Genomic DNA, 20,998 nt, shown 5'->3' with positions numbered 1-20,998 from the left:
ATTTCCCTATTCCGCCGGTTCCACATTGGCGTAGGCGGCTTCCTCGAGCTCGCGCTTCAGCCGCGCTTCCTCGTGGGTCTTCGGCGTAACGAAACGGCCAAGCAGCAGATAGGCGACCGGCGTCAGGAAGAGCGTCGAGATGGTGGCCAGCCCCAGCCCGCCAACGATCACCCAGCCGAGCGCCACGCGCGCTTCGGCGCCCGCACCCGCGGCCAGCACCAGCGGCACGCCGCCGAGCACGGTGCAGATCATCGTCATCATCACCGGCCGCAAGCGGATGGTCGAGGCCTGCTCGATCGCCTCGCGCACGCCGAGCCCGCGATCGCGCAGCTGGTTGGCGAACTCGACGATCAGGATGCCGTTCTTGGCCATGACGCCGACCAGCAGCACCAGGCCGATCTGACTGTAGGCATTGAGGCTGGTGCCCGAAAGCAGAAGCGCGAAGATGGCACAGGCGAGGCCGAGCGGCACCGTGGCCATGATGATGACCGCGCTGACGAAGCTTTCGAACTGGGCGGCCAGCACCAGAAGGATGATGACCAGCGCGAAACCGAAGATGGTGACCATGGCGCTGTTGGTTTCGCCCAGCGTCGCGGCTTCGGCCAGCGGCAGGATGCGGCTGCCCGGTGGCAAGAGCGGCGTGGCGATTTCCTCGGCGCGGCTCAGCGCATCGCCAAGTGCGAAATCGCCACTGAGGTTGGAGGTGATGGCCACCGACGGCTGCTGCTGTTCGCGCGACAGCGACGGCGGCACGGCGCGTTCGGTCAGCGTGGCGATGGTCGACATCGGCACGAAGCGGCCGTCAGCCGTCTTCAGGAAGATGTTTTCCAGGTCGGTCGGATCGTTGATCGGGTTGGTGGTCGAGACCAACTTCACGCCATAGCTGCGGTCGGCGATGTAGACGTCGACGACGACGTTGCCGTCGAGCATGGCCTGCAAGGTGTTGGCGAGGCCCGTAATGTCGATGCCGAGATCGGAGGCGCGCTCGCGGTCGATGGCGACAGCCAACTGCGGCTGCGTCGGGTCTATCGAAAGGCGCGGTGTCTGGAAGCGGGAGTCCTTCTGCATCTCGGCGATGATCTTGACCGCCGCGTCGCCGAGCGCCTTGCGGTCATTGCCGACCAGCGCGAACTGCAGGCCGTTGCCGGCCCTGCGGATGCCGAGGCTGTTGGGCTGCACCGGGAAGATGCGCACGCTGGGCACCTGCTTCGTCAGCTGACCGATCTCGGCCATGATTTCCTGCTGGCTGCGGCTGCGCTCGTTCCATGGCGCCAGCGTCATCACCATGAAGCCGGAGTTGTAGGAGCCGTTCTGACCGGCGTTCTCGAAAGTGGAACGGATCTCGCCGGACTCGCGCATCGGCTGGATCAGCCTCTCGATCTTCTGCATCTGCTGCGTCGTGTAGTCGAGGCTGACGCCTTGCGGGGCATTGATGCGCAACAGCACCGCCGCGCGGTCCTCGGTCGGCGTCAGTTCCTGGCGGATGGTGCCGAACAGGGTGAAGGCGGTGCCGGCAAACAGCACCGCGACAAGCACCACGATCCAGGGCGCATCGAGGCAAGCGTGCAGGGCCCGCTTGTAGCCAGCGTTCAACGCGCCGCCGATACGGGCGCCGATGCCATGGCCGCCTTCATGATGCAGCGATGCGCTGGTCAGCATGCGCGAAGCGAGCATCGGGCAAAGCGTCAGCGCCACCACGCAGGACAGAAGCACCGACATGGCTAGCACGAAGCCGAATTCGCGGAACAGGCCGCCGGTCTGGCCGGGCAGGAACGAGATCGGCACGAAGACGGCGACCAGCGTCAGCGTCGTGGCGACGACGGCGAAGAACACTTCCTGCGTGCCGAGTACGGCCGCCGCGCGTGGCCCCATGCCCTCATTGCGCCGCCGCACGATGTTCTCCAGCACCACGATGGCATCGTCGACGACCAGGCCCGTCGCCAGCACAAGGGCGAGCAGCGTCAGGATGTTGACGGAGAAGCCGGCCAGATAGATGGCGGCGATGGTGCCGATCATGGCGACCGGCATCGACAGGCCCGGGATCAGCGTGGCGCGCCAGTCGAGCAGGAAGGCATAGATGACGATCAGCACCATTGTCACCGACAGGCCGAGCGCGATCTCGACCTCATGCACCGCGCCCTTGACGAACACGGCGTCGTCGCTGGTGATCTTGATCGCCATGCCCTTGGGCAGGTTCTGCTGCAGTTTGGCGACGGCGGCCTGGACGCCGGTCGAAATGTCCAACGTGTTCGATTCCGCCTGGCGGATGATGCCGATACCAATGCCGGTCTTGCCGTCGGAACGCAGCGTGGTCTGGCCGACATCGGGGCCGAGCGTGACGGTGGCGACATCGCGGATGCGCGTCGTGCCGCCGATGATGATGTTTTCGAATTCCTCGGGGGTGGTCACATCAGCCGTGGTGCGGACGATCAGGTCCTGGTTGGTCGTGGTGATCGACCCGGCCGGCGAATCGAAGGCGACCGAGGCAAGGGCTGCCCTGAGATCGGCGACCGTGAAGCCGAGGCTGGCGAGCTTGTTCTGGTCGACGTCGATACGAAAGATCTTGTCGCGGCCGCCATAGACCTGGACGTCGGCGACGCCGGGCACGGCGGCTAGCTCATCCTCGATCTGGTCCTGGACCACCACCGTCATGTCCTGGATCGACATGCTGTCCGAGGTCACCGCAAGCCGCATCACCGCGTCGGAATTGGCGTCGGCCTTGACGATGCGCGGCGGATCGGCGGTGTCCGGCATCTGGTTGGCGACGCGGCCGACGGCATCGCGCACATCGGAAGCGGCGACGTTGAGATCGACGCCGTCATTGAATTCGATGGTGACGCGGCTCTGGCCGAAGGAGGAGGAAGAAGAGATCGACTTGACGCCGGAGACGCGGGCGACCGCACCCTCGATCGTGTCGGTCAGCTCGCGGTCAACGGTTTCGGCGGCCGCCCCTTGGAAGATGGTCGAGACCGTGACCACGGCGCGATCGACATCGGGCAGCTCGCGGACCTCCACGCCATAAAAGGCGGCGAGGCCGGCAACCGCGACGAGCACGTTCAGCACAAAGGCCATGACCGGCCTGCGGATGAACAGGGCGGTGAAGCCGGTATCGCTGGCGGCGTTGACGGTACCGGTCATGAGCCTTCGGCGGTATTGGCGTTGCGCTGGTCCTGGCCGGCGATGCGGACCTCGCCGCCTTCGCTGACGCTCTGCGTGCCTTCGGTGACCACCATGTCGCCGCTGTCGATCTCCGCATCGACCAGCACGGTCTCGGTGTTGCGCTGGATGATGCGCACCGGCACGCGCCTCGCCTTGCCGTCTTCGATCTGCCAGACATAGGCGCCGTCCGATCCCCACAGGATCGCCAGCGGGCTGACGGCGGGATAGGTTTCGCCGGGGAATTTCATGGTGATGGAGAACGACATGCCGGCGCGCAGCGAATCGGCGGGATTGGCGATCGTTGCCTTGACCAGCAGCGTGCGGCTCTTCTCATCGATGTGGTTGTCGATGGCCGACACCGTGCCGGTATAGGCGTTGCTCGGATTGGCAATCGGCGTCGCCGTCAATTGCGCACCGACCTTGACGGCGGCTGCGAAGCGCTCGGGCACCAGGAAATCGATCAGGATCGAGGAGCGGTCGTCGAGCGTGGCGATCGCCGACTGGTTGGTGACATAGTTGCCGGCCGAGATCGGCAGGATGCCGACAGTGCCCGATATAGGCGCCAGAACGGAGCGGCGCCGCAGCGCGAGCTCCGCGTCCTGAAGCGCCAGTCTAGCGTTTGCCAGTGCCACTTCGGCATCGGCCACGGCGACCGGCGTCGCGGCATTGGAGGCGCGCAGCGACTTGACGCGATCGAGCTTGGACTGAGCATCCTGCAAAGCGAGCTTGGCCCGGTCCTGAGCGATGATTTCGGTCTCGGAATCGAGCGTGGCGATGATCTGCCCCTTGTCGACATGGCTGCCGGATTCGACCAGCAGTTCGGCAAGGCGGCCGGAACTGTAGGGATTGACGGTCACAGAAGCGTTGGCACGGCCGGTGCCGATCGCCTGCAGGCGATCGTTGATGATCGCCGAGGCGGCCGGTGATGCAACGATGGTGGCAATCCGGGCGCCGCCGCGTCCCGCCTGCCGGGAGCCGCCCGCCGCCGCATCCTTCGTTGGAGGTGTCGCGCCATAAGCCCAGTCGATGCCCCAGCGCGCCAGCACTTCGGGAGCGCCGGGATAGAAGCGCCCCCAGGCAGCCGCGGCGGCGACCACGATCACAAATGCAAGGGCAATCTGTTTCCGGCTCGGCATCGATACTCCAGCGGCAAGGATGTCGGCCGGTTCCAGGTGGAAGCGGAGGCAGCGACAATACGGGCTGGCGGCGAAACCGGCCAAGCCACATCCCGGTATCACTGGTTTATGGCAATTATCACGCAATCGTGCACATTAAATCTCGGTAACGTGAAGGCGCGATGGTCTTCGGCACGGCTGCGATTTGCCCGGGATCGGCGCCTGGGTCCGCTTCCCTTTGTCTGGCGCAATTCCAGACGGGAAACCGTTTCACAGGTTTTCCCGGGATCGGGCTAGCGCAGACCTTCCATCTCGCGGATGCGCCGGGCGCCGTCGGCCTCGAGTTGTCTCGTGACGGCGCCGATCAGCGTTTCGGCGACGACGAAAAGCGCGGCCGATGAATCCCATGCGGAAGGCACCGCCGTACGTCCGGCGATGACGTGGCGGGCAAAACGGGCGATCGGCGACAGCCACTGGTCCGTGAAGAGCACGATCTGAACGCCGCGCTGATGCGCCTTTTCGGCGAAGCGGACGAGGCTGTCCTGGTAGCGCCTGATATCGAAGATCACCAGCACGTCGCGCTTGCCCATGTCGATCAGCCGGTCGCGCCACATGCTCTCCTGCCCGGCGAGGTGAAAGACATCGGGCTGGATGACGGCGAGGTGGGCCGCCATGTAGCGCGCCAGCGGGTCGGTGAAGCGACCGCCGATCAGGAAGGTCTTGCCACGCCGGTCGGCAAGCCGCGCCGCGATATCGTCGAGCTGCCGGTCGGAGAGGTGCCGGAAGGTCTCGCGCATGTTATCGAGCGTCGCTTCCAGCATCGGGGATATGGCGCTGCCGCCGGGCGAGGGCGGGTTGAGCGTCCGTATCGCCGGCGATTGAAGTTGCGCCGCCAGTTCGTCCTGAAGGCTCGACTGGAATTCCGGGTAGTTCTGGAAACCGAGCCGGGCAACGAAGCGCAGGATCGTCGGCGAGGAGACGCCGGCGGCGGCCGAGAATTCGGCGACCGTCTTCAGGCCGATCATCGGATAGCTGGCGATCAGCGTCTGGGCGGCGCGCCGTTCGCCCGCCGGCATCGTGCCGACGCGGTCGGCGATCAGTTCGGCAATGCTGGAAATCATCTTTTCCCCCACGCAATGGCCTCGCCAACGAGATCGCATTTGACAAAGCCGGATAAACTGTATGAAATCATTCACAGGGACGCAATGAGACAAAATACGTAACATACGGTACAGCGCTCCCCGGGGACGGCAGACTATGGAGCAAGCACGGCCCGCCAGCCTTGCATCGTCTGATACCGTGAGGGTGACCAATCCCAGCGGATCAAGCCCTTTCGTGCTGACCTGCGATCACGCTTCCAACTTTCTGCCCGCCGAATTCGGCACGCTCGGCCTCGCCGCCGAGGACCTGTCCCGCCACATCGCCTGGGATCCCGGCGCGTTGCCGGTTGCGTTGCGCATGGCTCAGGCGCTGGATGCGACGCTGGTTGAAACCCGCATCTCGCGCCTCGTCATCGACTGCAACCGGCCGCTCGACGCGCCGGACCTTGTGCCGCCGGTCAGCGAGACGACAGCCATCCCAGGCAATACCGGCCTGTCGGAAAAACAGCGCGCGGCGCGGGTCGCCCTGTCATGGCAGCCTTTTCATGGTGCCATCGAGTGCATTGTCGACGAACGGCTGGCGCGCGGACAGGAGACGCGTCTGGTTTCCGTGCATTCCTTCACGCCGGTCTACAAGGGCCGCAACAGGCCCTGGCATATCGGCATCATCCATGACGAGGATCGCCGGCTGGCGTCGCCGCTGATATCGGCGCTGCGGCGGCTTGCCGGCGTCACCGTCGGCATCAACGAACCCTATTCGCCCGCCGACCGCGTCTATTTCACGCTCGAACGGCATGCGCGCTCGCGTGGGCTGCCCTGCGCGATGATCGAAATCCGCAACGATGAAATCTCCGGCGAGACCGGGCAGCGGAAATGGGCGGATCTGCTCACAGGCATTTTTTCGAATCTGGAGCCCGAGGAGGCCAGGGGCTCTCGATCAAGTGCAGTTGGAAAGTCAGTTCAATCGGCCAGCCAAGAATAAGGGGACTTCAGATGGCAGCACCGGGTTATACCGAAGTTGACAAGGCGGAGGACATAAAGGTCCTCCACAATATGGGCTACGCCCAAGAACTGGAGCGGCGGCTCAGCCGCTTTTCGAATTTCGCCGTTTCCTTCTCCATCATCTGCATCCTGTCGGGCGGCATCAACTCGCTGGCGCAGGCCACGTCCGGGGCCGGCGGCATCGGCATCGGCATCGGCTGGCTGGTTGGCTGCTTCATATCGCTGACCTTCGCGGTGGCCATGTCACAGATCAGCTCGGCCTATCCGACGGCCGGCGGCCTTTATCACTGGGGCTCGATCCTCGGCAATCGCGGCACCGGCTGGGTCACAGCCTGGCTCAACCTGCTCGGCCTCATCACCGTGCTCGGCGCCATCAATGTCGGCACCTGGACGTTTTTCGTCGGCGCCTTCGGACCTGCGCTCGGCATCGAGGGCACGCTGACCAACCAGATGATCTTCCTGGTCATCATCACCGGAGCCCAGGCGCTGATCAACCACCTTGGCATCAAGCTGACGGCGAAGCTGACCGACTTTTCGGGCTATCTGATCTTCTTCGGCGCCATCCTGATCGCGGTCGTCTGCCTGATTTCCGCCGAACACTGGGATTTCAGCCGGCTGTTCACATTCCACAACTATTCCGGCGATGCCGGCGGCGGCGTCTGGCCGTCGGTGTCGAATGCCTGGGTGTTCGCACTCGGCCTGCTGCTGCCGATCTATACGATCACCGGCTACGACGCTTCGGCACACACGTCAGAGGAAACCATCAAGGCGGCTTCCTCGGTGCCTCGCGCCATGGTGATGTCGGTTATCTGGTCGGCACTGTTCGGCTATCTTTTCCTTGTCGCCTTCGTGCTGATGATTCCCAATATGGACGACGCCGCCAAGCAGGGCTGGAACGTGTTCTTCTGGGCTTTCGACCAGCGCGTCAGTCCCGGCGTCAAGGAGTTCGTCTACCTCGTCGTGTTCGTTGCCCAGTTGCTCTGTGGCCTCGCCACCGTGACCTCGGCTTCGCGCATGATCTTCGCCTTCTCGCGTGATGGCGGCCTGCCCGGCTCGGCGGCACTCGCCAAGGTCAGCCCGACCTACCGCACGCCGGTGGCGGCGATCTGGACGGCGTCGATCCTGTCGGTGCTGTTCGTCTGGGGCTCGACGCTGGTTTCGGTCGCCGGCACCTCGGCCTACACGATCGTGGTGTCCTGCACCGTCATCTTCCTGTTCCTCTCCTTCATCGTGCCGATCGTGCTTGGCATGCTGGCCTGGGGAACGCCGAAGTGGGACAAGATGGGTCCGTGGAACATGGGCCGCGGCGTCTTCATGCTGTTCGGCTTCCTGTCGATCGTGTCGATGGTCCTGATCTTCGTCATCGGCATTCAGCCGCCGAACGACTGGGCTCTCTACATAACCGTCGGTTTCTTCATCCTGACGGCGATCGTCTGGTTCGCCTTCGAGCGCAACCGCTTCCAGGGTCCGCCGCTCGGAGACATCATCGCGGCACGCCAGGCGGCGATCAAGGCGGCCGAGATGGCTGTCGGCGAAACCGGCCACTGACACTTCGCCTCAAGCTCATGGCCGGCCTCGCGCCGGCCATGACCGCGTTTATCCCTTTCAACCGAAAAGCATTTGGAGTGCCAAAGGAATGGCCGGGAATTTCTCGTTCGATCAGTTGAAGAGAGCGGTCTCAAACGGCGAGATCGACACGGTGCTTGCATGCATCGTCGACATGCAGGGCCGGCTGGCGGGAAAGCGATTCCTGGCGCAGTATTTCGTCGATTCCGCTCATGACGAAACGCATGGCTGCAACTATCTGCTCGCCGCCGACATCGATATGGAGCCGGTGCCAGGCTACAAAGCGGCAAGCTGGTCGAAGGGTTATGGCGACTTCGTCATGAAGCCGGACCTTGCGACGCTGCGGCGCATTCCGTGGCTGGAAAAGACCGCCCTGGTGATCTGCGATGTGCTCGACCACCACACCCATGACGACCTGCCGCATTCGCCGCGCGCCATCCTGAAGAAGCAGGTCAAGCGGCTGACGGAGCGCGGCTATATCGGCTATTTCGCCTCTGAGCTCGAATTCTACCTTTTCAACGAGACCTACGATTCCGCCCGCAAGAAGCACTGGCAGGGTCTCGACACCGCCTCGCCCTATATCGGCGACTACCAGATCGGCATCACCACCAAGGAAGAGGGTGTCATGCGCCGGCTTCGCAACGAGATGGAAGCGGCCGGCATTCCGATCGAGAATTCCAAGGGCGAGTGGGGTCCCGGCCAGGAAGAGATCAATGTGCGCTATGCCGAAGCACTCGACATGGCCGACCGCCATGTCATCCTGAAGAACGGCGCCAAGGAGATCGCCGAGTCCGAGGGCAAGTCGATCTCGTTCATGGCCAAGTACAATTACGGGCTCGCCGGCAATTCCAGCCACATCCACAATTCGCTGTGGAGCGCCGACGGCAAGACGCCGCTGTTCTTCGATAAAAAGGCCGACTGGACGCTGTCGACGCTCGGCCAGCAATGGGCGGCCGGGCAGCTCAAATACGCCAAGGAGTTCACCTGGTTCCTGGCGCCCTACATCAATTCCTACAAGCGCTTCCAGGCCGGCACCTTCGCACCGACCAAGATCATGTGGAGCGAGGACAATCGCACCGCCGGCTTCCGCCTGTGCGGCGAGGGCACCAAGGGCATCCGCATGGAGTGCCGCATCGGCGGCGCCGACCTCAACCCTTATCTCGCCTTCGCAGCGCTAATCGCGTCAGGCCTTGCCGGCATCGACGAGAAACTGGAGCTGCAAAAACCGTTCGTCGGCGATGCCTATCAGGCATCTCGTTTGCCGGAGATCCCGAAGACCCTGCGCGATGCCACCGAGACGCTGGCCAAGTCGAAGATGCTGAAGCAGGCGCTCGGCGAGGATGTGCTTGAGCACTACGTCCATACCGCGAAGTGGGAGCAATTCGAATACGACCGCCGGATCACGGATTGGGAACTGCACAGAGGGTTCGAGCGATACTAAAACTTTATACAGCTTTAATATTGACAATGCAGTGAGACTGAGGCCATATGGACCTGTAAAATTGCAATGTGCTGCATTGAGGAGTTTGCAATGTCGAAATATGCGCCGCTCAAGGACTTTCTCGTTGCCCAAGATGTAGATCGTGTGCCGATGTCGTTTGCTGAAATCGAAAAAGTGCTCAATCTGCCACTGCCCGCATCGAAGCAATACCCTGCGTGGTGGAGCAACAATCCGAGCAACAATCCCATGACGAGGGAGTGGCTTGAGGCCGGATTCGAGACCGAATCCGTCAACGTAGGCAGTGGGAAACTGGTCTTTCGCCGCGTTCGCAAAGCGCCCATTTCGACGCCGCCCAACGGTAGCGCGGCTGCGCCAAAGGAGGCGCGTCCGGATCGCCACCCCGGTTTTGGTTTCATGAAGGGCTTGATAACAATTGAAGCCGGATTTGATGTCACCAAACCTTTCGATGATGAGCCTTGGGACCGGGGCTATTTGGGCGGCGAGGCTCAGGCACGCGGTGGCAAACGCACGGTGCGTAAATGAGTGAAGAGCCGAGCCTGCTTCTGGACACATGCGCGATGATCTTTATCGCGAACGACAGTCAAATTGATCCGCACGCAAGCCGGGAGATTTCGGAGGCGGCCTACGACGGTCGTCTCTATCTCTCCCCGATGTCGGCATGGGAAATCGGAATTGGTGTGGCCAAGGGCCGACTCAACCTGCCATTGGCGCCACTTGATTTCGTGGAGCGATTCATCGAGCGAATGTCAGCAAAGCTCAGCGCTATTTCACCAGCCATTCTGATTGCGTCTTCCAACTTGCCTGGCCCGCCTCATGGCGATCCCATGGATCGGATACTGATGGCAAGTGCGAGAGCCTTGGACATGGTTCTGGTGACGCGAGACGAGCCCATCCTTCGCTATGGCCGCAATGGCCATCTGCGTACACTAGCCTGCTAACTTGGAGCGTCCTTTGGAAACGGCAAGACTCAAATCCCCAATCGATGGCTCGATCTATGCCGAGCGACCGGTCGCGACGGACCAGGCGATCAATGCCGCGGTCGAGCGCGCCAAGGCGGCGCAGGAGAGGTGGGCCGAGACGCCGATCGTCGAGCGCGGCAAATACATGCTCGCCATGCTCGAAGCGCTGGTCTCGATGACCGACGAGATCGTGCCGGAGATCGCCTGGCAGATGGGGCGGCCTGTCCGCTATGGCGGCGAGTTCGGCGGTGTCAAGGAACGCACCAACTATATGGTCGAGATCGCCGAGGCGGCGCTGAGACCGGTGCCGGCCTCTAATCCCAAGGACGGGTTCCGCCGCTATGTGAAGAAAGATCCGCTCGGCGTGGTCATGGTGATCGCGCCGTGGAACTACCCTTATCTGACCGCCGTGAACACCATCGTGCCGGCGCTGATGGCCGGCAACGCCGTCATCTTGAAGCACGCGGCGCAGACGCTGCTGGTCGGTGAACGCTTCCAGCAGGCGTTCGACAAGGCCGGCCTGCCAAAGGGTGTGTTCCAGAATATCGTGCTGAACCATGCTCAAACGGAAAAGCTGCTCGGCTCCGGCAAGATCGATCATGTCAACTTCACCGGCTCGGTCGGCGGCGGCCGTGCCATCGAAAGGGCGGCTGCAGGCACCTTCATGACGCTCGGCCTCGAACTCGGCGGCAAGGATCCCGCCTATGTGCTGCCCGACGCCAAGATGGACCATGCGGTGGCCAATCTGGTCGATGGCGCTTTCTACAATTCCGGCCAGTGCTGCTGCGGCATCGAGCGTGTCTATGTGCACGAAAAGGTCTATGACGAATTCGTCGAAGGCTTTATCGCCGAGACCAGGAACTATGTCGTCGGCAATCCTCTGGAGCAGGCGACGACGATGGGACCGATGGCGCAGGCGCGCTTCGCCGACCTGATCCGCGAGCAGAAGGCCGAAGCGCTGCGCAAGGGCGCCAAGGCACACATCAACATGAAGGTCGCTAACGACAAGAGCGGCTCACCCTATCTGGCCCCGGAGGTGCTGACCGAGGTCGACCATCAGATGAGCGTCATGCGCGAGGAGAGCTTTGGCCCGATCGTCGGCATCATGAAGGTTCGCAACGACGAGGAAGCGATCGCGCTGATGAACGACAGTCCCTATGGGCTGACGGCCTCGATCTGGACGCGCGACACCGAGCATGCGGTGGCGATCGGCAACCGCGTCGAGACCGGCACGGTGTTCATGAACCGCTGCGACTACCTCGATCCGGCGCTGGTCTGGACCGGCGTCAAGAACACCGGCAAGGGCGCGGCACTGTCAGCCATCGGCTACGACAATCTGACCCGGCGGAAATCCTTCCACCTGCGCGAAGCCATCTGATTTTTCGAAAGACAAGCAATGACCAAACTGATCTCCAAATGGAACTACCCCACCACTGTCCGCTTCGGCGCCGGACGCATCAAGGAACTGCCCGAGGTGCTGGCGGCAACCGGCATCAAGCGGCCCTTGTTCGTCACCGATCCGGGCCTGGCGAAACTGCCTGTCGTCGCCTCGACGCTGAAGATCCTCGACGATGCCAAGGTTCCCTACGGCGTCTTCTCCGAGGTGAGGCCGAACCCGGTGGAATCCAATCTGACCGCCGGTATCGAAGTGTTCAAGAAGGGTAAGCATGACGGTGTTATCGCTTTCGGCGGCGGTTCGGCGCTCGACCTCGGCAAACTGATCGCCTTCCAGGCCGGCCAAACGCGGCCGGTGTGGGATTTCGAGGATGTCGGCGACTGGTGGACGCGCGCCAATTCGGACGCTATCGCTCCGATCGTCGCAGTACCGACCACCGCTGGCACCGGCTCGGAAGTCGGCCGTGCCGGTGTCATCACCAATGAGGCAACGCACACCAAGAAGGTCATCTTCCATCCCAAGCTGCTGCCGGCGATCGTGATCGCCGATCCGGAATTGTCGGTCGGCATGCCGGCCTTCATAACCGCCGGCACCGGCATGGACGCGCTCGCCCATTGCCTGGAAGCCTATTGCGCGCCGGGCTACCATCCGATGGCTGACGGCATCGCGGTCGAGGGTGTGCGCCTGGTGTTCGAGAACCTGCCAAAAGCCTTTGCCAACGGCAAGGACCTGGTTGCGCGCGCCCATATGATGAGCGCCGCCGCCATGGGCGCCACGGCCTTCCAGAAGGGGCTGGGCGCCATCCACTCGCTGTCGCATCCGATCGGCGCGCTCTACGACACCCATCATGGCATGACCAACGCCGTCTTCATGCCTTATGTGCTCGCCTTCAATCGCGACTCCATCGAGGAGCGCATTGCCCGCCTCGCCGCCTATTGCGGCATCAAGGGCGGCTTCGACGGCTTCGCCAAGGCGATCATCAGGCTGCGCAAGGACCTGAAGGTGCCGCACGCCCTGCCGGGCCTGATCAAGGGGCTCGACATGGACAAGAAGCGCAAGGCGCTGATCGCCGACATGGCGGTGGTCGATCCAACGGCCGGGGGCAACCCGGTCAAGCTGACCAAAAAGGCGGCGCTGACCTTGCTCGAAAACGCCATCGCGGGCACCGTCTGAAGCACTTTTCGCGCATCGAGTTGATCTGGAAACGGGGCAGGAAAACAAGGAGAGGCGATGCAGGACAAGGCAGAAACTAGTTAGCCGGAAAAAGATACGCCGGCCAATTGCTACATCAGGTTAAAAAGAGTTTACTTTTTCGTGCTGCGGGCTGCCTGTTTCACAAAGCTTTCATCTGGCTGTCACATGAAAACGATACCGCATCGCAGGCGTCCAACGGCGTCAGTTCAACGGAGAGAACACATGTTCAAATTCACGGGGAAGGTGCTTTCCCTTTCGGCCGCGACCCTCATGGTGTCGTCGGTGATTTCGTCCGCGGCTTCGCTGGACGATCTCGTCAAGGCTGCAAAGGCTGAAGGCCAGCTCACGACCATCGCCCTGCCGCATGACTGGTGTGGCTATGGCGACGTCATCGCCGGCTTCAAGGCGAAGTATCCGGGAATCACCATCAACGAACTCAATCCCGACGCCGGCTCCGGCGACGAAGTCGAGGCGATCAAGGCCAACAAGGATAACAAGGGCCCGCAGGCTCCCGACGTCATCGACGTTGGCCTGTCCTTCGGTCCGACCGCCAAGGCCGATGGCCTGTTGATGCCTTACAAGGTATCGACCTGGGACTCGATCCCGGACAGCGCCAAAGATGCCGATGGCGCCTGGTACGGCGACTATTACGGCGTTCTGTCGTTCATGGTGAACAAGGATCTGATCAAGGAATCGCCGAAGGACTGGGCCGATCTCCTGAAGCCGGAGTTCGCCAATGCGGTAGCCGTTGCCGGTGACCCGCGCGCCTCGAACCAGGCCATCCAGGCAGTGTATGCCGCTGGCCTGTCGTCGGGTGCCGCTGCTGGTCAAGCCGCCGGCACCGCTGGCCTCGACTTCTTCAAGAAGCTCAACGCCGCTGGCAATTTCGTCCCGGTCGTCGGCAAGCCCGCGACGCTGGCACAGGGCCAGACCCCGATCCTGATCAACTGGGATTATAACGCCCTTGCCGGCCGCGACACGCTGAAGGGCAACCCGCCCGTCGACGTCGTCGTGCCGAAGAGCGGCGTTGTCGCCGGTGTCTACGTGCAGGCGATCAGCGCTTTTGCTCCGCATCCGAATGCGGCCAAGCTCTGGATGGAATACCTCTATTCCGACGAAGGCCAGATCGGCTGGCTGAAGGGCTATTGCCACCCGATCCGCTTCAACGATCTCGCCAAGAACGGTAAGATCCCGGCTGACGTGCTGGCCAAGCTGCCTCCGGCTGAAGCCTACGCTTCCGCTGCCTTCCCGACGCTCGACGAGCAGGGCAAGGCCAAGGAAGCCATCAGCAAGAACTGGGACGCCGTTGTCGGCGCCAACGTCAAGTAAGACTTGAAATGACCGGGCGGCCGTGAGGCCGCCCGGCTTTCCCTCGAAGACGGTAGCCGGCGCATGACCGATCTTACGCTTTCAAATCAGTCGCTTGCCGCCAAGCCCGCGCCGCCGAACGAGGCGACTGCTTTCCGCTGGCCGACGCAATGGATCGGCGTGGCGCCCTTCTTTATCTTCGTCCTGATGTTCCTGATCCTGCCGACGATCTACCTCGTCGTGGGAGCCTTCCAGACCGGCGACGGCCGACTTACGCTGGACAACATCCTGCAGCTGGTCAGTGATCCGTCGATCAGCGCTTCCTACTGGGTTTCGATCAAGATCAGTTTCTGGTCGTCCATCATCGGCGCCTTTGCAGGGCTTGCGATAGCCATCGCGATCGTGCGCGGCGGACTTCCAAGCTGGACGCGCTCCGCGACCCTGACTTTTTCTGGCGTCGCGTCGAATTTCGCCGGTCTGCCGCTGGCCTTCGCCTTCCTGGCGACACTCGGCCGTGTCGGCATCGTCACGACGCTGCTGCGTGATGTCCTCAATATCAACATCTATGCGATGGGCTTCAATTTCCTCACCACGTCGGGGCTGATCGCCGTCTATCTGTTCTTCCAGATTCCCCTGATGGTGGTCATCATCGTGCCGGCCATCGACGGCTTGAAGAAAGAATGGGGGGAGGCGGCGGCCACGCTCGGCGCCACGCAGTCGCAATATTGGCGCATGGTGGTCATACCGGTGATGTGGCCGAGTTTCCTCGGCACCGTCATCCTTCTGTTCGCCAATGCCTTCGGCGCCATTGCCACCGCCTATGCGTTTGCCGGCCCGGCACTCAACATCGTTCCCATCAAGCTCTATTCGCAGATCAACGGCGATGTGCTGCACAACCCGCAGCTCGGATATGCCATCGCCTTCGGCATGATCGTCATCACGGGCTTGGCCAACGTCTTCTACATCTGGTTCCGGACTCGCTCCGAGAGGTGGCTCAAATGAAGTCGGGCAAATTCTGGGCCTGGGTCGTCTTTATCGTCGGCGCTGCCTACTTCTTCATTCCGCTGATGGCGACGGTCGAATTCTCGCTGCGCATGCGGCGCGGCGTCCATTCCTTCGACGCCTATCAGATCGTGTTGGGCGATGCGCGCTTCCAGTCGACCTTCCTGTATTCGGTGATCGCTGCCATCTTCACCATCATCCTCGGAATCCTGATCGTGGTGCCGGCTGCATACTGGATCCGGCTGCGTCTGCCTCAGCTCAGGCCGATCGTCGAATTCATCACATTGTTGCCGCTGGTCATACCTGCCATCGTCATCGTCTTCGGCTACATCAGGATGTACGGTTCGAATTCGCCGCTGCCGTTCCTGGGAAGCAATATGGGCGCGAACGCCTTGCTGGTGATCGGCTATGCGACGTTGTCGCTGCCTTATATGTATCGCGCAGTCGACACCGGGCTGCGCACAATCGACGTGCGGACGTTGACGGAAGCAGCACAGATCCTGGGCGCGGGCTGGTCGACGATCATCGGCCGGGTTATTCTGCCCAATGTGCTGATCGCGGTGTTGTCAGGGGCGTTCCTGACCTTCGCGATCGTTATTGGCGAGTTCACCATGGCGAGCCTGCTCAACCGGCCGGCCTTCGGCCCTTACCTGCAGAACATTGGCGCCAACCGCGCCTATGAGCCGGCAGCCCTTGCCATCATCGCTTTTGCCATCACCTGGGGCTGCATGTCGCTCATCCAGATCCTGTCCCGCTTCGCGCCGAAATCGGCGAACCGTCCGAATTGACCGAAAAGCACTGACCTGAGAGAAAAAGCCATGGCCGAGCCATTCCTGTCCATCCAGCATGTGCGAAAATCCTACGGTTCGAACACCGTGGTCCAGGATTTCAGCCTCGACGTCGAGCCGGGCGAATTCGTCTCGTTCCTCGGGCCGTCCGGTTGCGGCAAGACGACGGTGCTGCGCATGGTCGCCGGCTTCGAAGAGCCGTCGGCCGGCAAGATCGTCGTCGCCGGCAAGGACATTACGCGGCTGAAGCCCAACCAGCGCAATGTCGGCATGGTGTTCCAGGCCTACGCGCTGTTTCCGAACCTGACCGTGGCCCAGAACATCGCTTTCGGCCTGAAGGTTGCAGGCATGCCCAAGGCCGACGCCGACAAGCGCGTGGCCGAGATGCTCGACATGATCAAGCTGCCGCAGATGGCCGACCGTTATCCCTACCAGCTCTCGGGCGGCCAGCAGCAGCGTATCGCGCTGGCGCGTGCGATCGCGCCGAAGCCGAAGCTGCTGCTGCTCGACGAACCGCTGTCGGCGCTGGACGCCAAGGTGCGCGTTTCGCTGCGCGAGGAAATCCGCTCGATCCAGAAGAAGCTCGGCATCACCACCATTTTCGTCACGCATGACCAGGAAGAAGCGCTGTCGATCTCCGACCGCATCGCGGTCATGTATGGCGGCAAGGCCGAGCAGGTTGCCACGCCGTTTGAGATCTACAACCGGCCGGCGACCAAGTTCGTCGCCAACTTCGTCGGCACGCTCAACGTTCTCGAGGGCAAGGTTACCGATGCAGCGTCAGGCAAGGTGCAGGTCAACACGCAGGAAGTCGAGTTGAAGGGCAAGCTCAACGGCTCGAAGTCCGGCGATACGCTGGCGCTGGCGCTGCGGCCAGAGGCAATTTCGCTCGGCCGTCAGCCGGGCCGCGATTCCAGCCTGTCCGGCGAGATTTCCGAAGTGCATTTCCTCGGTTCGGTAATCCGGGTCCGCGTCGGTATCGGCGGCAACACGGTGTCGCTCGACACGTTCAACAACTCGGCGACGCCGCCGCCCGCCGTTGGCGAGAAGGCTGAGATTTCGTTCTCGTCGGGCGATATGCTGGTGTTGCATTAGCCCGATTGTATGAGCCTCAGCGAACGGGGTTAGCTCCAGATTTCGGCGGCAGCGTCGTCGGAAATTGTGATGCTGTTCAATCCAGCCGGGATTACGGCGGCAACGATGCCAACACATGGTTGGACGCATTCATTATTCCCGCCCCTCTCAGGCGTCGGCAAGCGGCATCCGGCAAGCGGCGTCAAGCCGATGCGATGAACCGGCTGGGATAATCTCCTGGACAGCGGGCAAGGCTCCATCCGCGGCGATTTCAGGCGCATTGCTGGAGGGCTTGAGTTTGATGGCCAATCCACCGCATGCTGCATGCATATCTGCGCCAGCAATCCCACGGATGTAACAGCCCATGGCTCTTTTCGAACTGACGCTAGTCCTGCTTTTGACGGCCGTTGCATTGACGGCGCTGTCGCGACGGCTGGAGATCCCCTATCCGTCCCTGCTGGCCCTAGCTGGGGTTGCTATTGCCTTCGTGCCTGGCACACCGACCATCGAAATCGATCCGGAACTGGCGCTTGCGCTGTTCATTGCGCCGGTGCTTCTGGATTCCGCCTATGACACCTCGCTGCGCGACCTGAAGCGCTACAGGCTGTCGTTGGTGATGCTGGCGCTCGGCGCTGTCGTCTTCACCACGGCCGTCGTCGCCTTCGTCGGCTGGAAGATGGCCGGTCTGCCGATCGCGGCGGCGATCGCGCTCGGCGCCATCGTTGCTCCGCCAGATGCGGTGGCGGCAAGCGCGGTTCTCGGACAATTCAAGGTGCCGCACCGCATCACCGCCATTCTCCAGGGCGAGAGCCTGCTCAACGACGCCACCGCGCTGCTGATCTACCGGCTGGCGGTTTCGGCGGCACTCGGCTCGATCACGCTGAGCAACGCCGTTCCAACGATCCTGCTGTCGACCATCGGCAGCCTCGTGGCGGGTTATCTGCTTGGCCGCTTCTCGCTGTTGACGCTGTCCCGGATCGAGGATGCGGCAAGCAGCACCGTGGTGCAGTTCGCCGGGACGTTCGGGGTGTGGATCCTGGCGGACAGGCTCGGGCTGTCCGCCATCATCACCATCGTCGTCTACGCCATCACCATCGCGCGCAGGGCGCCGCGCCATATGTCGGCGAGACGCCGCGTCAGCACCTATTCGGTCTGGGAGTCGGCGGTGTTCGTGCTCAACGTGCTGGCTTTCGTGCTGATGGGCCTGCAGGCACGATCGATCGTCGGCCGTCTCTCCGGCGATGGGCAAGGCGAAGCTTTTCTCTTTGCAGCGACGGTGCTGGCCGTTGTCATCGTGGCACGCCTTTTCTGGGTGGCGAGTTACGTTGCGATCATCCGATGGTTTGCCCGCTTCGGCGGCGAAGAGCGGAGGAGCGATGCGCCGACGTTTCGCGGCTCCGTGCTCGTCGGCTGGTGCGGCATGCGGGGGCTGGTGACGCTGGTGGTGGCCATTGCGCTGCCGGCCGGCTTTCCCGGTCGCGATCCGATCGTGCTTGCCGCCTTCGCGGTGGTCCTGGGCACGCTGGTATTGCAAGGGATGAGCCTGAAGCCGCTGCTGCGGATACTCGACTTCGAACGGGACACGACGATAGACCGCGAAGTGGCCCAGGCTCGCGTCGCCGTCATGCAGGCCGCGCTAGATGTGTTGAGCCGCAAGACATCGGTCGCGGCGGCCGTGGTGCGCGAGCAGTATGAGGCCCAACGCGTGATCGCGCAAAACCCTGATGACGCACAGGCGGCAACCGAATACGACCGGCTGCGCCTCTACGCCATCGACCGCCAACGCGACACGCTGGAGGAATTGCGCAGCAACGGCACGATCGGCGACGAAGCCTATCATCGCCTGGAAGAAGAGATCGACTGGTCGGAACTGGCGGCGTCTCCGGCTGGCCGTTTCCAGCCGTTGACGACGGATTAGGACGGTTCATCGCCAGAGGTGTCACACGCCGTTTCCGGCGTGTGGAGGATATCGGAACGGTCCGGAATCGGTGCATGATCGCACAACGGGCGGGAGGCTTCTGGCACAAGCCGCATCCATTCTCCTGCACATTGCAACCAATCCGCCGAACCGCTACTGCCATGATGGAAAATAAGCCGGATAAGCAATGAAGCTGGTCAGTTACAACATCCAGTACGGATTCGGCAGCGACGAGCGCTACGATCTTTCGCGCGCGGCACGCATCGTCGACGGCGCCGACATCATTGCCCTGCAGGAGGTGGAGCGGCACTGGCAACGCAGCAATTTCGACGACCAGCCGGAACTGCTTTCACGCCTGCTGCCAGACTATTACTGGGTCTACGGGCCGGCCTTCGACATGGATGCCAGCGAGCGGCGCGACGGGCGCCTGGTCAACCGGCGGCGGCAGTTCGGCACCATGGTGCTGTCGAAGCTGCCGATCGTGTGGTCGCGGCTGCATGCGCTGCCGATGCGCCGCACGCTGCGGCCGCTCAACACCCGCAATGCCGCGCTGGAATGCATGATCCGTACGCCGGCCGGCCCGGTGCGCGTGCTGTCGTTGCATCTCGCGCACATCGCGGCTGAAGAACGGCTGGAGCAGATCGACCACCTGCTCGCCGAACATTGCCGGGCGCCCACCGACGGCGGGCCGTGGAGCGGCGTCGATGACGAGCCTTCGCGCAACTGGACCAGCGGCGAAGCCGAGCCGGAAAATCCGCCGGCGGCGATCTGGATGGGCGATTTCAACATGGAGCCGGGCAGCGCCGAATATCGCCGCATCGTCGGCAGCACGCCCTACCATCGGGGTGCCGCCTATCTCGATGGTTTCGTCGATGCCGCCGCCGTGGCGATCGAAGCGGCGGCTGATTTCCACACGCATGAGAAGATCATCGACGGCAGGCTGGCAAAGCGCCGGCTCGACCATTGTTTCATCGGCGGCATGTTCGCCGAGCGGGTGCGTTCGGTCGAATCCGATATAGGCGAGGTGGCATCCGATCATTTCCCCGTCCGCGTCGACATCGATCTCGAAACGCCGCTTGGCTTGGGAGGTCGACAAGCCTGAAATGACGTTTTTCGTCTTCTTCGCGGTGCTTGCCGCGGCTGCCATGCACGCCATCTGGAATGCGCTGGTCAAGGTCCATCTCGATCGCTTTCTGTCGATCACGCTGATGACGCTCGGCATGGGTGCGGCCGCGCTCGTGGTGTTGCCCTTCGTCGAGGTGCCAAAGGCGGACGTCTGGCCCTACATCATCGCGTCGGTGATCTTCCACATGGGCTACCGCACCTCCCTGATCGGCGCCTACCAGGCCGGGGATTTCGCCCAGACCTACCCGCTGGCGCGCGGCACGGCACCTTTGCTGGCCGCGATCGGCGGCATGTTCGTCGTTGCCGAAGTGCCGGCACCGCTCGCCATTGTCGGCATCCTGCTCTTGTCGGCCGGTACGCTTGTGATGTCGTTTCGCGGCGGCGCGCATCTGGAAAAGCTCAACCTGCGCGCGGTCGGTTTTGCATTCGGCACTTCGCTGTTCATCGCCAGCTACACGCTGTCCGACGGCAGCGGCGCACGGCTGGCGGCAACCGCGCAAAGCTACGCCGCCTGGCTGTTCATCTGCGATGCGCTGGGAGCCCTGGTGCTGTGCCTCGTCTTCCGCGGGCCCAAGGCGCTTCCCGTTCTGGCGCGCGACTGGAAGACCGGGCTGTTCACCGGCGTGCTCAGCGGTGTGGCCTACTGGATCGTGATGTGGGCCATGACCAAGGCGCCGATCGCCTCGGTCGCGTCGCTGCGCGAGACCTCGATCCTGTTCGCCATGCTGATCTCGGTCTACGCGCTCGGCGAGAAGATGACGGGCTGGCGCGGGGCGGCCGCGCTCAGCATTGTTGCCGGGGTCATCGCACTCCGGCTGGGTTAAGCCTCA

At 62.8% G+C, this 20,998-nt stretch carries 17 protein-coding genes; 14 read left to right on the top strand and 3 right to left on the bottom strand.

Annotation, left to right across the window (positions count from 1 at the left end; translation table 11 throughout):
• Positions 1-6: 6 nt before the first annotated feature.
• The 3 genes from FJ938_RS01470 to FJ938_RS01460 all read right to left on the bottom strand — a co-directional run bounded on the left by FJ938_RS01470 (position 7) and on the right by FJ938_RS01460 (position 5,395).
• Positions 7-3,138: an efflux RND transporter permease subunit gene (locus FJ938_RS01470; protein WP_140690558.1), complete on the bottom strand. Its 3,132-nt coding sequence runs from the start codon at positions 3,136-3,138 to the stop codon at positions 7-9.
• A complete protein-coding gene (locus FJ938_RS01465) occupies positions 3,135-4,295 on the bottom strand; it encodes an efflux RND transporter periplasmic adaptor subunit (RefSeq protein WP_140690555.1) in 1,161 nt (386 codons plus the stop codon). The genes FJ938_RS01470 and FJ938_RS01465 overlap by 4 nt, the downstream gene beginning before the upstream one ends.
• Positions 4,296-4,567: 272 nt before the next feature.
• Positions 4,568-5,395 carry a MurR/RpiR family transcriptional regulator gene (locus FJ938_RS01460; RefSeq protein WP_140690552.1) on the bottom strand — a complete coding sequence of 276 codons (828 nt, stop codon included), beginning with the start codon at positions 5,393-5,395 and terminating at the stop codon, positions 4,568-4,570.
• Between the two features lie 136 nt (positions 5,396-5,531).
• On the opposite strand from FJ938_RS01460, the gene FJ938_RS01455 reads away from it, so the two are divergent.
• The 14 genes from FJ938_RS01455 to FJ938_RS01390 all read left to right on the top strand — a co-directional run bounded on the left by FJ938_RS01455 (position 5,532) and on the right by FJ938_RS01390 (position 20,992).
• Positions 5,532-6,356, top strand: a complete 825-nt coding sequence (locus tag FJ938_RS01455; RefSeq protein WP_140690549.1) for an N-formylglutamate amidohydrolase — start codon at positions 5,532-5,534, stop codon at positions 6,354-6,356.
• An 11-nt stretch (positions 6,357-6,367) separates the two neighbouring features.
• Positions 6,368-7,924 carry an amino acid permease gene (locus FJ938_RS01450; protein ID WP_140690546.1) on the top strand — a complete coding sequence of 519 codons (1,557 nt, stop codon included), beginning with the start codon at positions 6,368-6,370 and terminating at the stop codon, positions 7,922-7,924.
• Positions 7,925-8,012: 88 nt separating this feature from the next.
• Entirely contained in the window at positions 8,013-9,383 is a 1,371-nt protein-coding gene (locus FJ938_RS01445) for a glutamine synthetase family protein (protein WP_140690543.1), read from the top strand.
• A 90-nt stretch (positions 9,384-9,473) separates the two neighbouring features.
• Positions 9,474-9,926 carry a hypothetical protein gene (locus tag FJ938_RS01440; protein WP_140690540.1) on the top strand — a complete coding sequence of 151 codons (453 nt, stop codon included), beginning with the start codon at positions 9,474-9,476 and terminating at the stop codon, positions 9,924-9,926.
• Positions 9,923-10,342, top strand: a complete 420-nt coding sequence (locus FJ938_RS01435) for a type II toxin-antitoxin system VapC family toxin (protein WP_140690537.1) — start codon at positions 9,923-9,925, stop codon at positions 10,340-10,342. Before FJ938_RS01440 ends, FJ938_RS01435 begins: the two co-directional genes overlap by 4 nt.
• Before the next feature lie 13 nt (positions 10,343-10,355).
• Complete coding sequence (locus FJ938_RS01430) at positions 10,356-11,741, top strand: aldehyde dehydrogenase family protein (protein WP_140690534.1); 1,386 nt, start codon at positions 10,356-10,358, stop codon at positions 11,739-11,741.
• 18 nt (positions 11,742-11,759) lie between these two features.
• Entirely contained in the window at positions 11,760-12,932 is a 1,173-nt protein-coding gene (locus FJ938_RS01425; protein WP_140690531.1) for an iron-containing alcohol dehydrogenase, read from the top strand.
• A gap of 243 nt (positions 12,933-13,175) precedes the next feature.
• Entirely contained in the window at positions 13,176-14,282 is a 1,107-nt protein-coding gene (locus tag FJ938_RS01420) for an ABC transporter substrate-binding protein (RefSeq protein WP_140690529.1), read from the top strand.
• Between the two features lie 186 nt (positions 14,283-14,468).
• Complete coding sequence (locus tag FJ938_RS01415; protein ID WP_246673132.1) at positions 14,469-15,263, top strand: ABC transporter permease subunit; 795 nt, start codon at positions 14,469-14,471, stop codon at positions 15,261-15,263.
• Positions 15,260-16,051, top strand: coding sequence for an ABC transporter permease (locus tag FJ938_RS01410; RefSeq protein ID WP_140609687.1), 792 nt, complete (start codon positions 15,260-15,262; stop codon positions 16,049-16,051). Before FJ938_RS01415 ends, FJ938_RS01410 begins: the two co-directional genes overlap by 4 nt.
• Positions 16,052-16,081: 30 nt before the next feature.
• The gene (locus FJ938_RS01405) at positions 16,082-17,146 is read left to right on the top strand and encodes an ABC transporter ATP-binding protein (protein ID WP_140690523.1); all 1,065 of its coding nucleotides are present in this window, start codon (positions 16,082-16,084) and stop codon (positions 17,144-17,146) included.
• 343 nt (positions 17,147-17,489) lie between these two features.
• Complete coding sequence (locus tag FJ938_RS01400) at positions 17,490-19,043, top strand: sodium:proton antiporter (RefSeq protein ID WP_140609691.1); 1,554 nt, start codon at positions 17,490-17,492, stop codon at positions 19,041-19,043.
• A gap of 187 nt (positions 19,044-19,230) precedes the next feature.
• A complete protein-coding gene (locus tag FJ938_RS01395; RefSeq protein WP_140690520.1) occupies positions 19,231-20,145 on the top strand; it encodes an endonuclease/exonuclease/phosphatase family protein in 915 nt (304 codons plus the stop codon).
• 1 nt (position 20,146) lies between these two features.
• Positions 20,147-20,992, top strand: coding sequence for an EamA family transporter (locus FJ938_RS01390; RefSeq protein ID WP_140690518.1), 846 nt, complete (start codon positions 20,147-20,149; stop codon positions 20,990-20,992).
• Positions 20,993-20,998 lie beyond the last annotated feature (6 nt).

Origin of the sequence: Mesorhizobium sp. B2-4-14 (assembly GCF_006442155.1) — a bacterium.
GTDB lineage: Bacteria > Pseudomonadota > Alphaproteobacteria > Rhizobiales > Rhizobiaceae > Mesorhizobium.
This window is presented reverse-complemented; position numbering and strand designations above follow the sequence as displayed.

Coding starts and splice junctions, on each gene's coding strand:
- FJ938_RS01455 (WP_140690549.1), top strand. CDS start 5,532: ATGGAGCAAGCACGGCCCGCCAGCCTTGCATCGTCTGATACCGTGAGG.
- FJ938_RS01390 (WP_140690518.1), top strand. CDS start 20,147: ATGACGTTTTTCGTCTTCTTCGCGGTGCTTGCCGCGGCTGCCATGCAC.
- FJ938_RS01400 (WP_140609691.1), top strand. CDS start 17,490: ATGGCTCTTTTCGAACTGACGCTAGTCCTGCTTTTGACGGCCGTTGCA.
- FJ938_RS01415 (WP_246673132.1), top strand. CDS start 14,469: ATGTTCCTGATCCTGCCGACGATCTACCTCGTCGTGGGAGCCTTCCAG.
- FJ938_RS01440 (WP_140690540.1), top strand. CDS start 9,474: ATGTCGAAATATGCGCCGCTCAAGGACTTTCTCGTTGCCCAAGATGTA.
- FJ938_RS01460 (WP_140690552.1), bottom strand. CDS start 5,395: ATGATTTCCAGCATTGCCGAACTGATCGCCGACCGCGTCGGCACGATG.
- FJ938_RS01410 (WP_140609687.1), top strand. CDS start 15,260: ATGAAGTCGGGCAAATTCTGGGCCTGGGTCGTCTTTATCGTCGGCGCT.
- FJ938_RS01465 (WP_140690555.1), bottom strand. CDS start 4,295: ATGCCGAGCCGGAAACAGATTGCCCTTGCATTTGTGATCGTGGTCGCC.
- FJ938_RS01405 (WP_140690523.1), top strand. CDS start 16,082: ATGGCCGAGCCATTCCTGTCCATCCAGCATGTGCGAAAATCCTACGGT.
- FJ938_RS01420 (WP_140690529.1), top strand. CDS start 13,176: ATGTTCAAATTCACGGGGAAGGTGCTTTCCCTTTCGGCCGCGACCCTC.
- FJ938_RS01450 (WP_140690546.1), top strand. CDS start 6,368: ATGGCAGCACCGGGTTATACCGAAGTTGACAAGGCGGAGGACATAAAG.
- FJ938_RS01425 (WP_140690531.1), top strand. CDS start 11,760: ATGACCAAACTGATCTCCAAATGGAACTACCCCACCACTGTCCGCTTC.
- FJ938_RS01395 (WP_140690520.1), top strand. CDS start 19,231: ATGAAGCTGGTCAGTTACAACATCCAGTACGGATTCGGCAGCGACGAG.
- FJ938_RS01445 (WP_140690543.1), top strand. CDS start 8,013: ATGGCCGGGAATTTCTCGTTCGATCAGTTGAAGAGAGCGGTCTCAAAC.
- FJ938_RS01470 (WP_140690558.1), bottom strand. CDS start 3,138: ATGACCGGTACCGTCAACGCCGCCAGCGATACCGGCTTCACCGCCCTG.
- FJ938_RS01435 (WP_140690537.1), top strand. CDS start 9,923: ATGAGTGAAGAGCCGAGCCTGCTTCTGGACACATGCGCGATGATCTTT.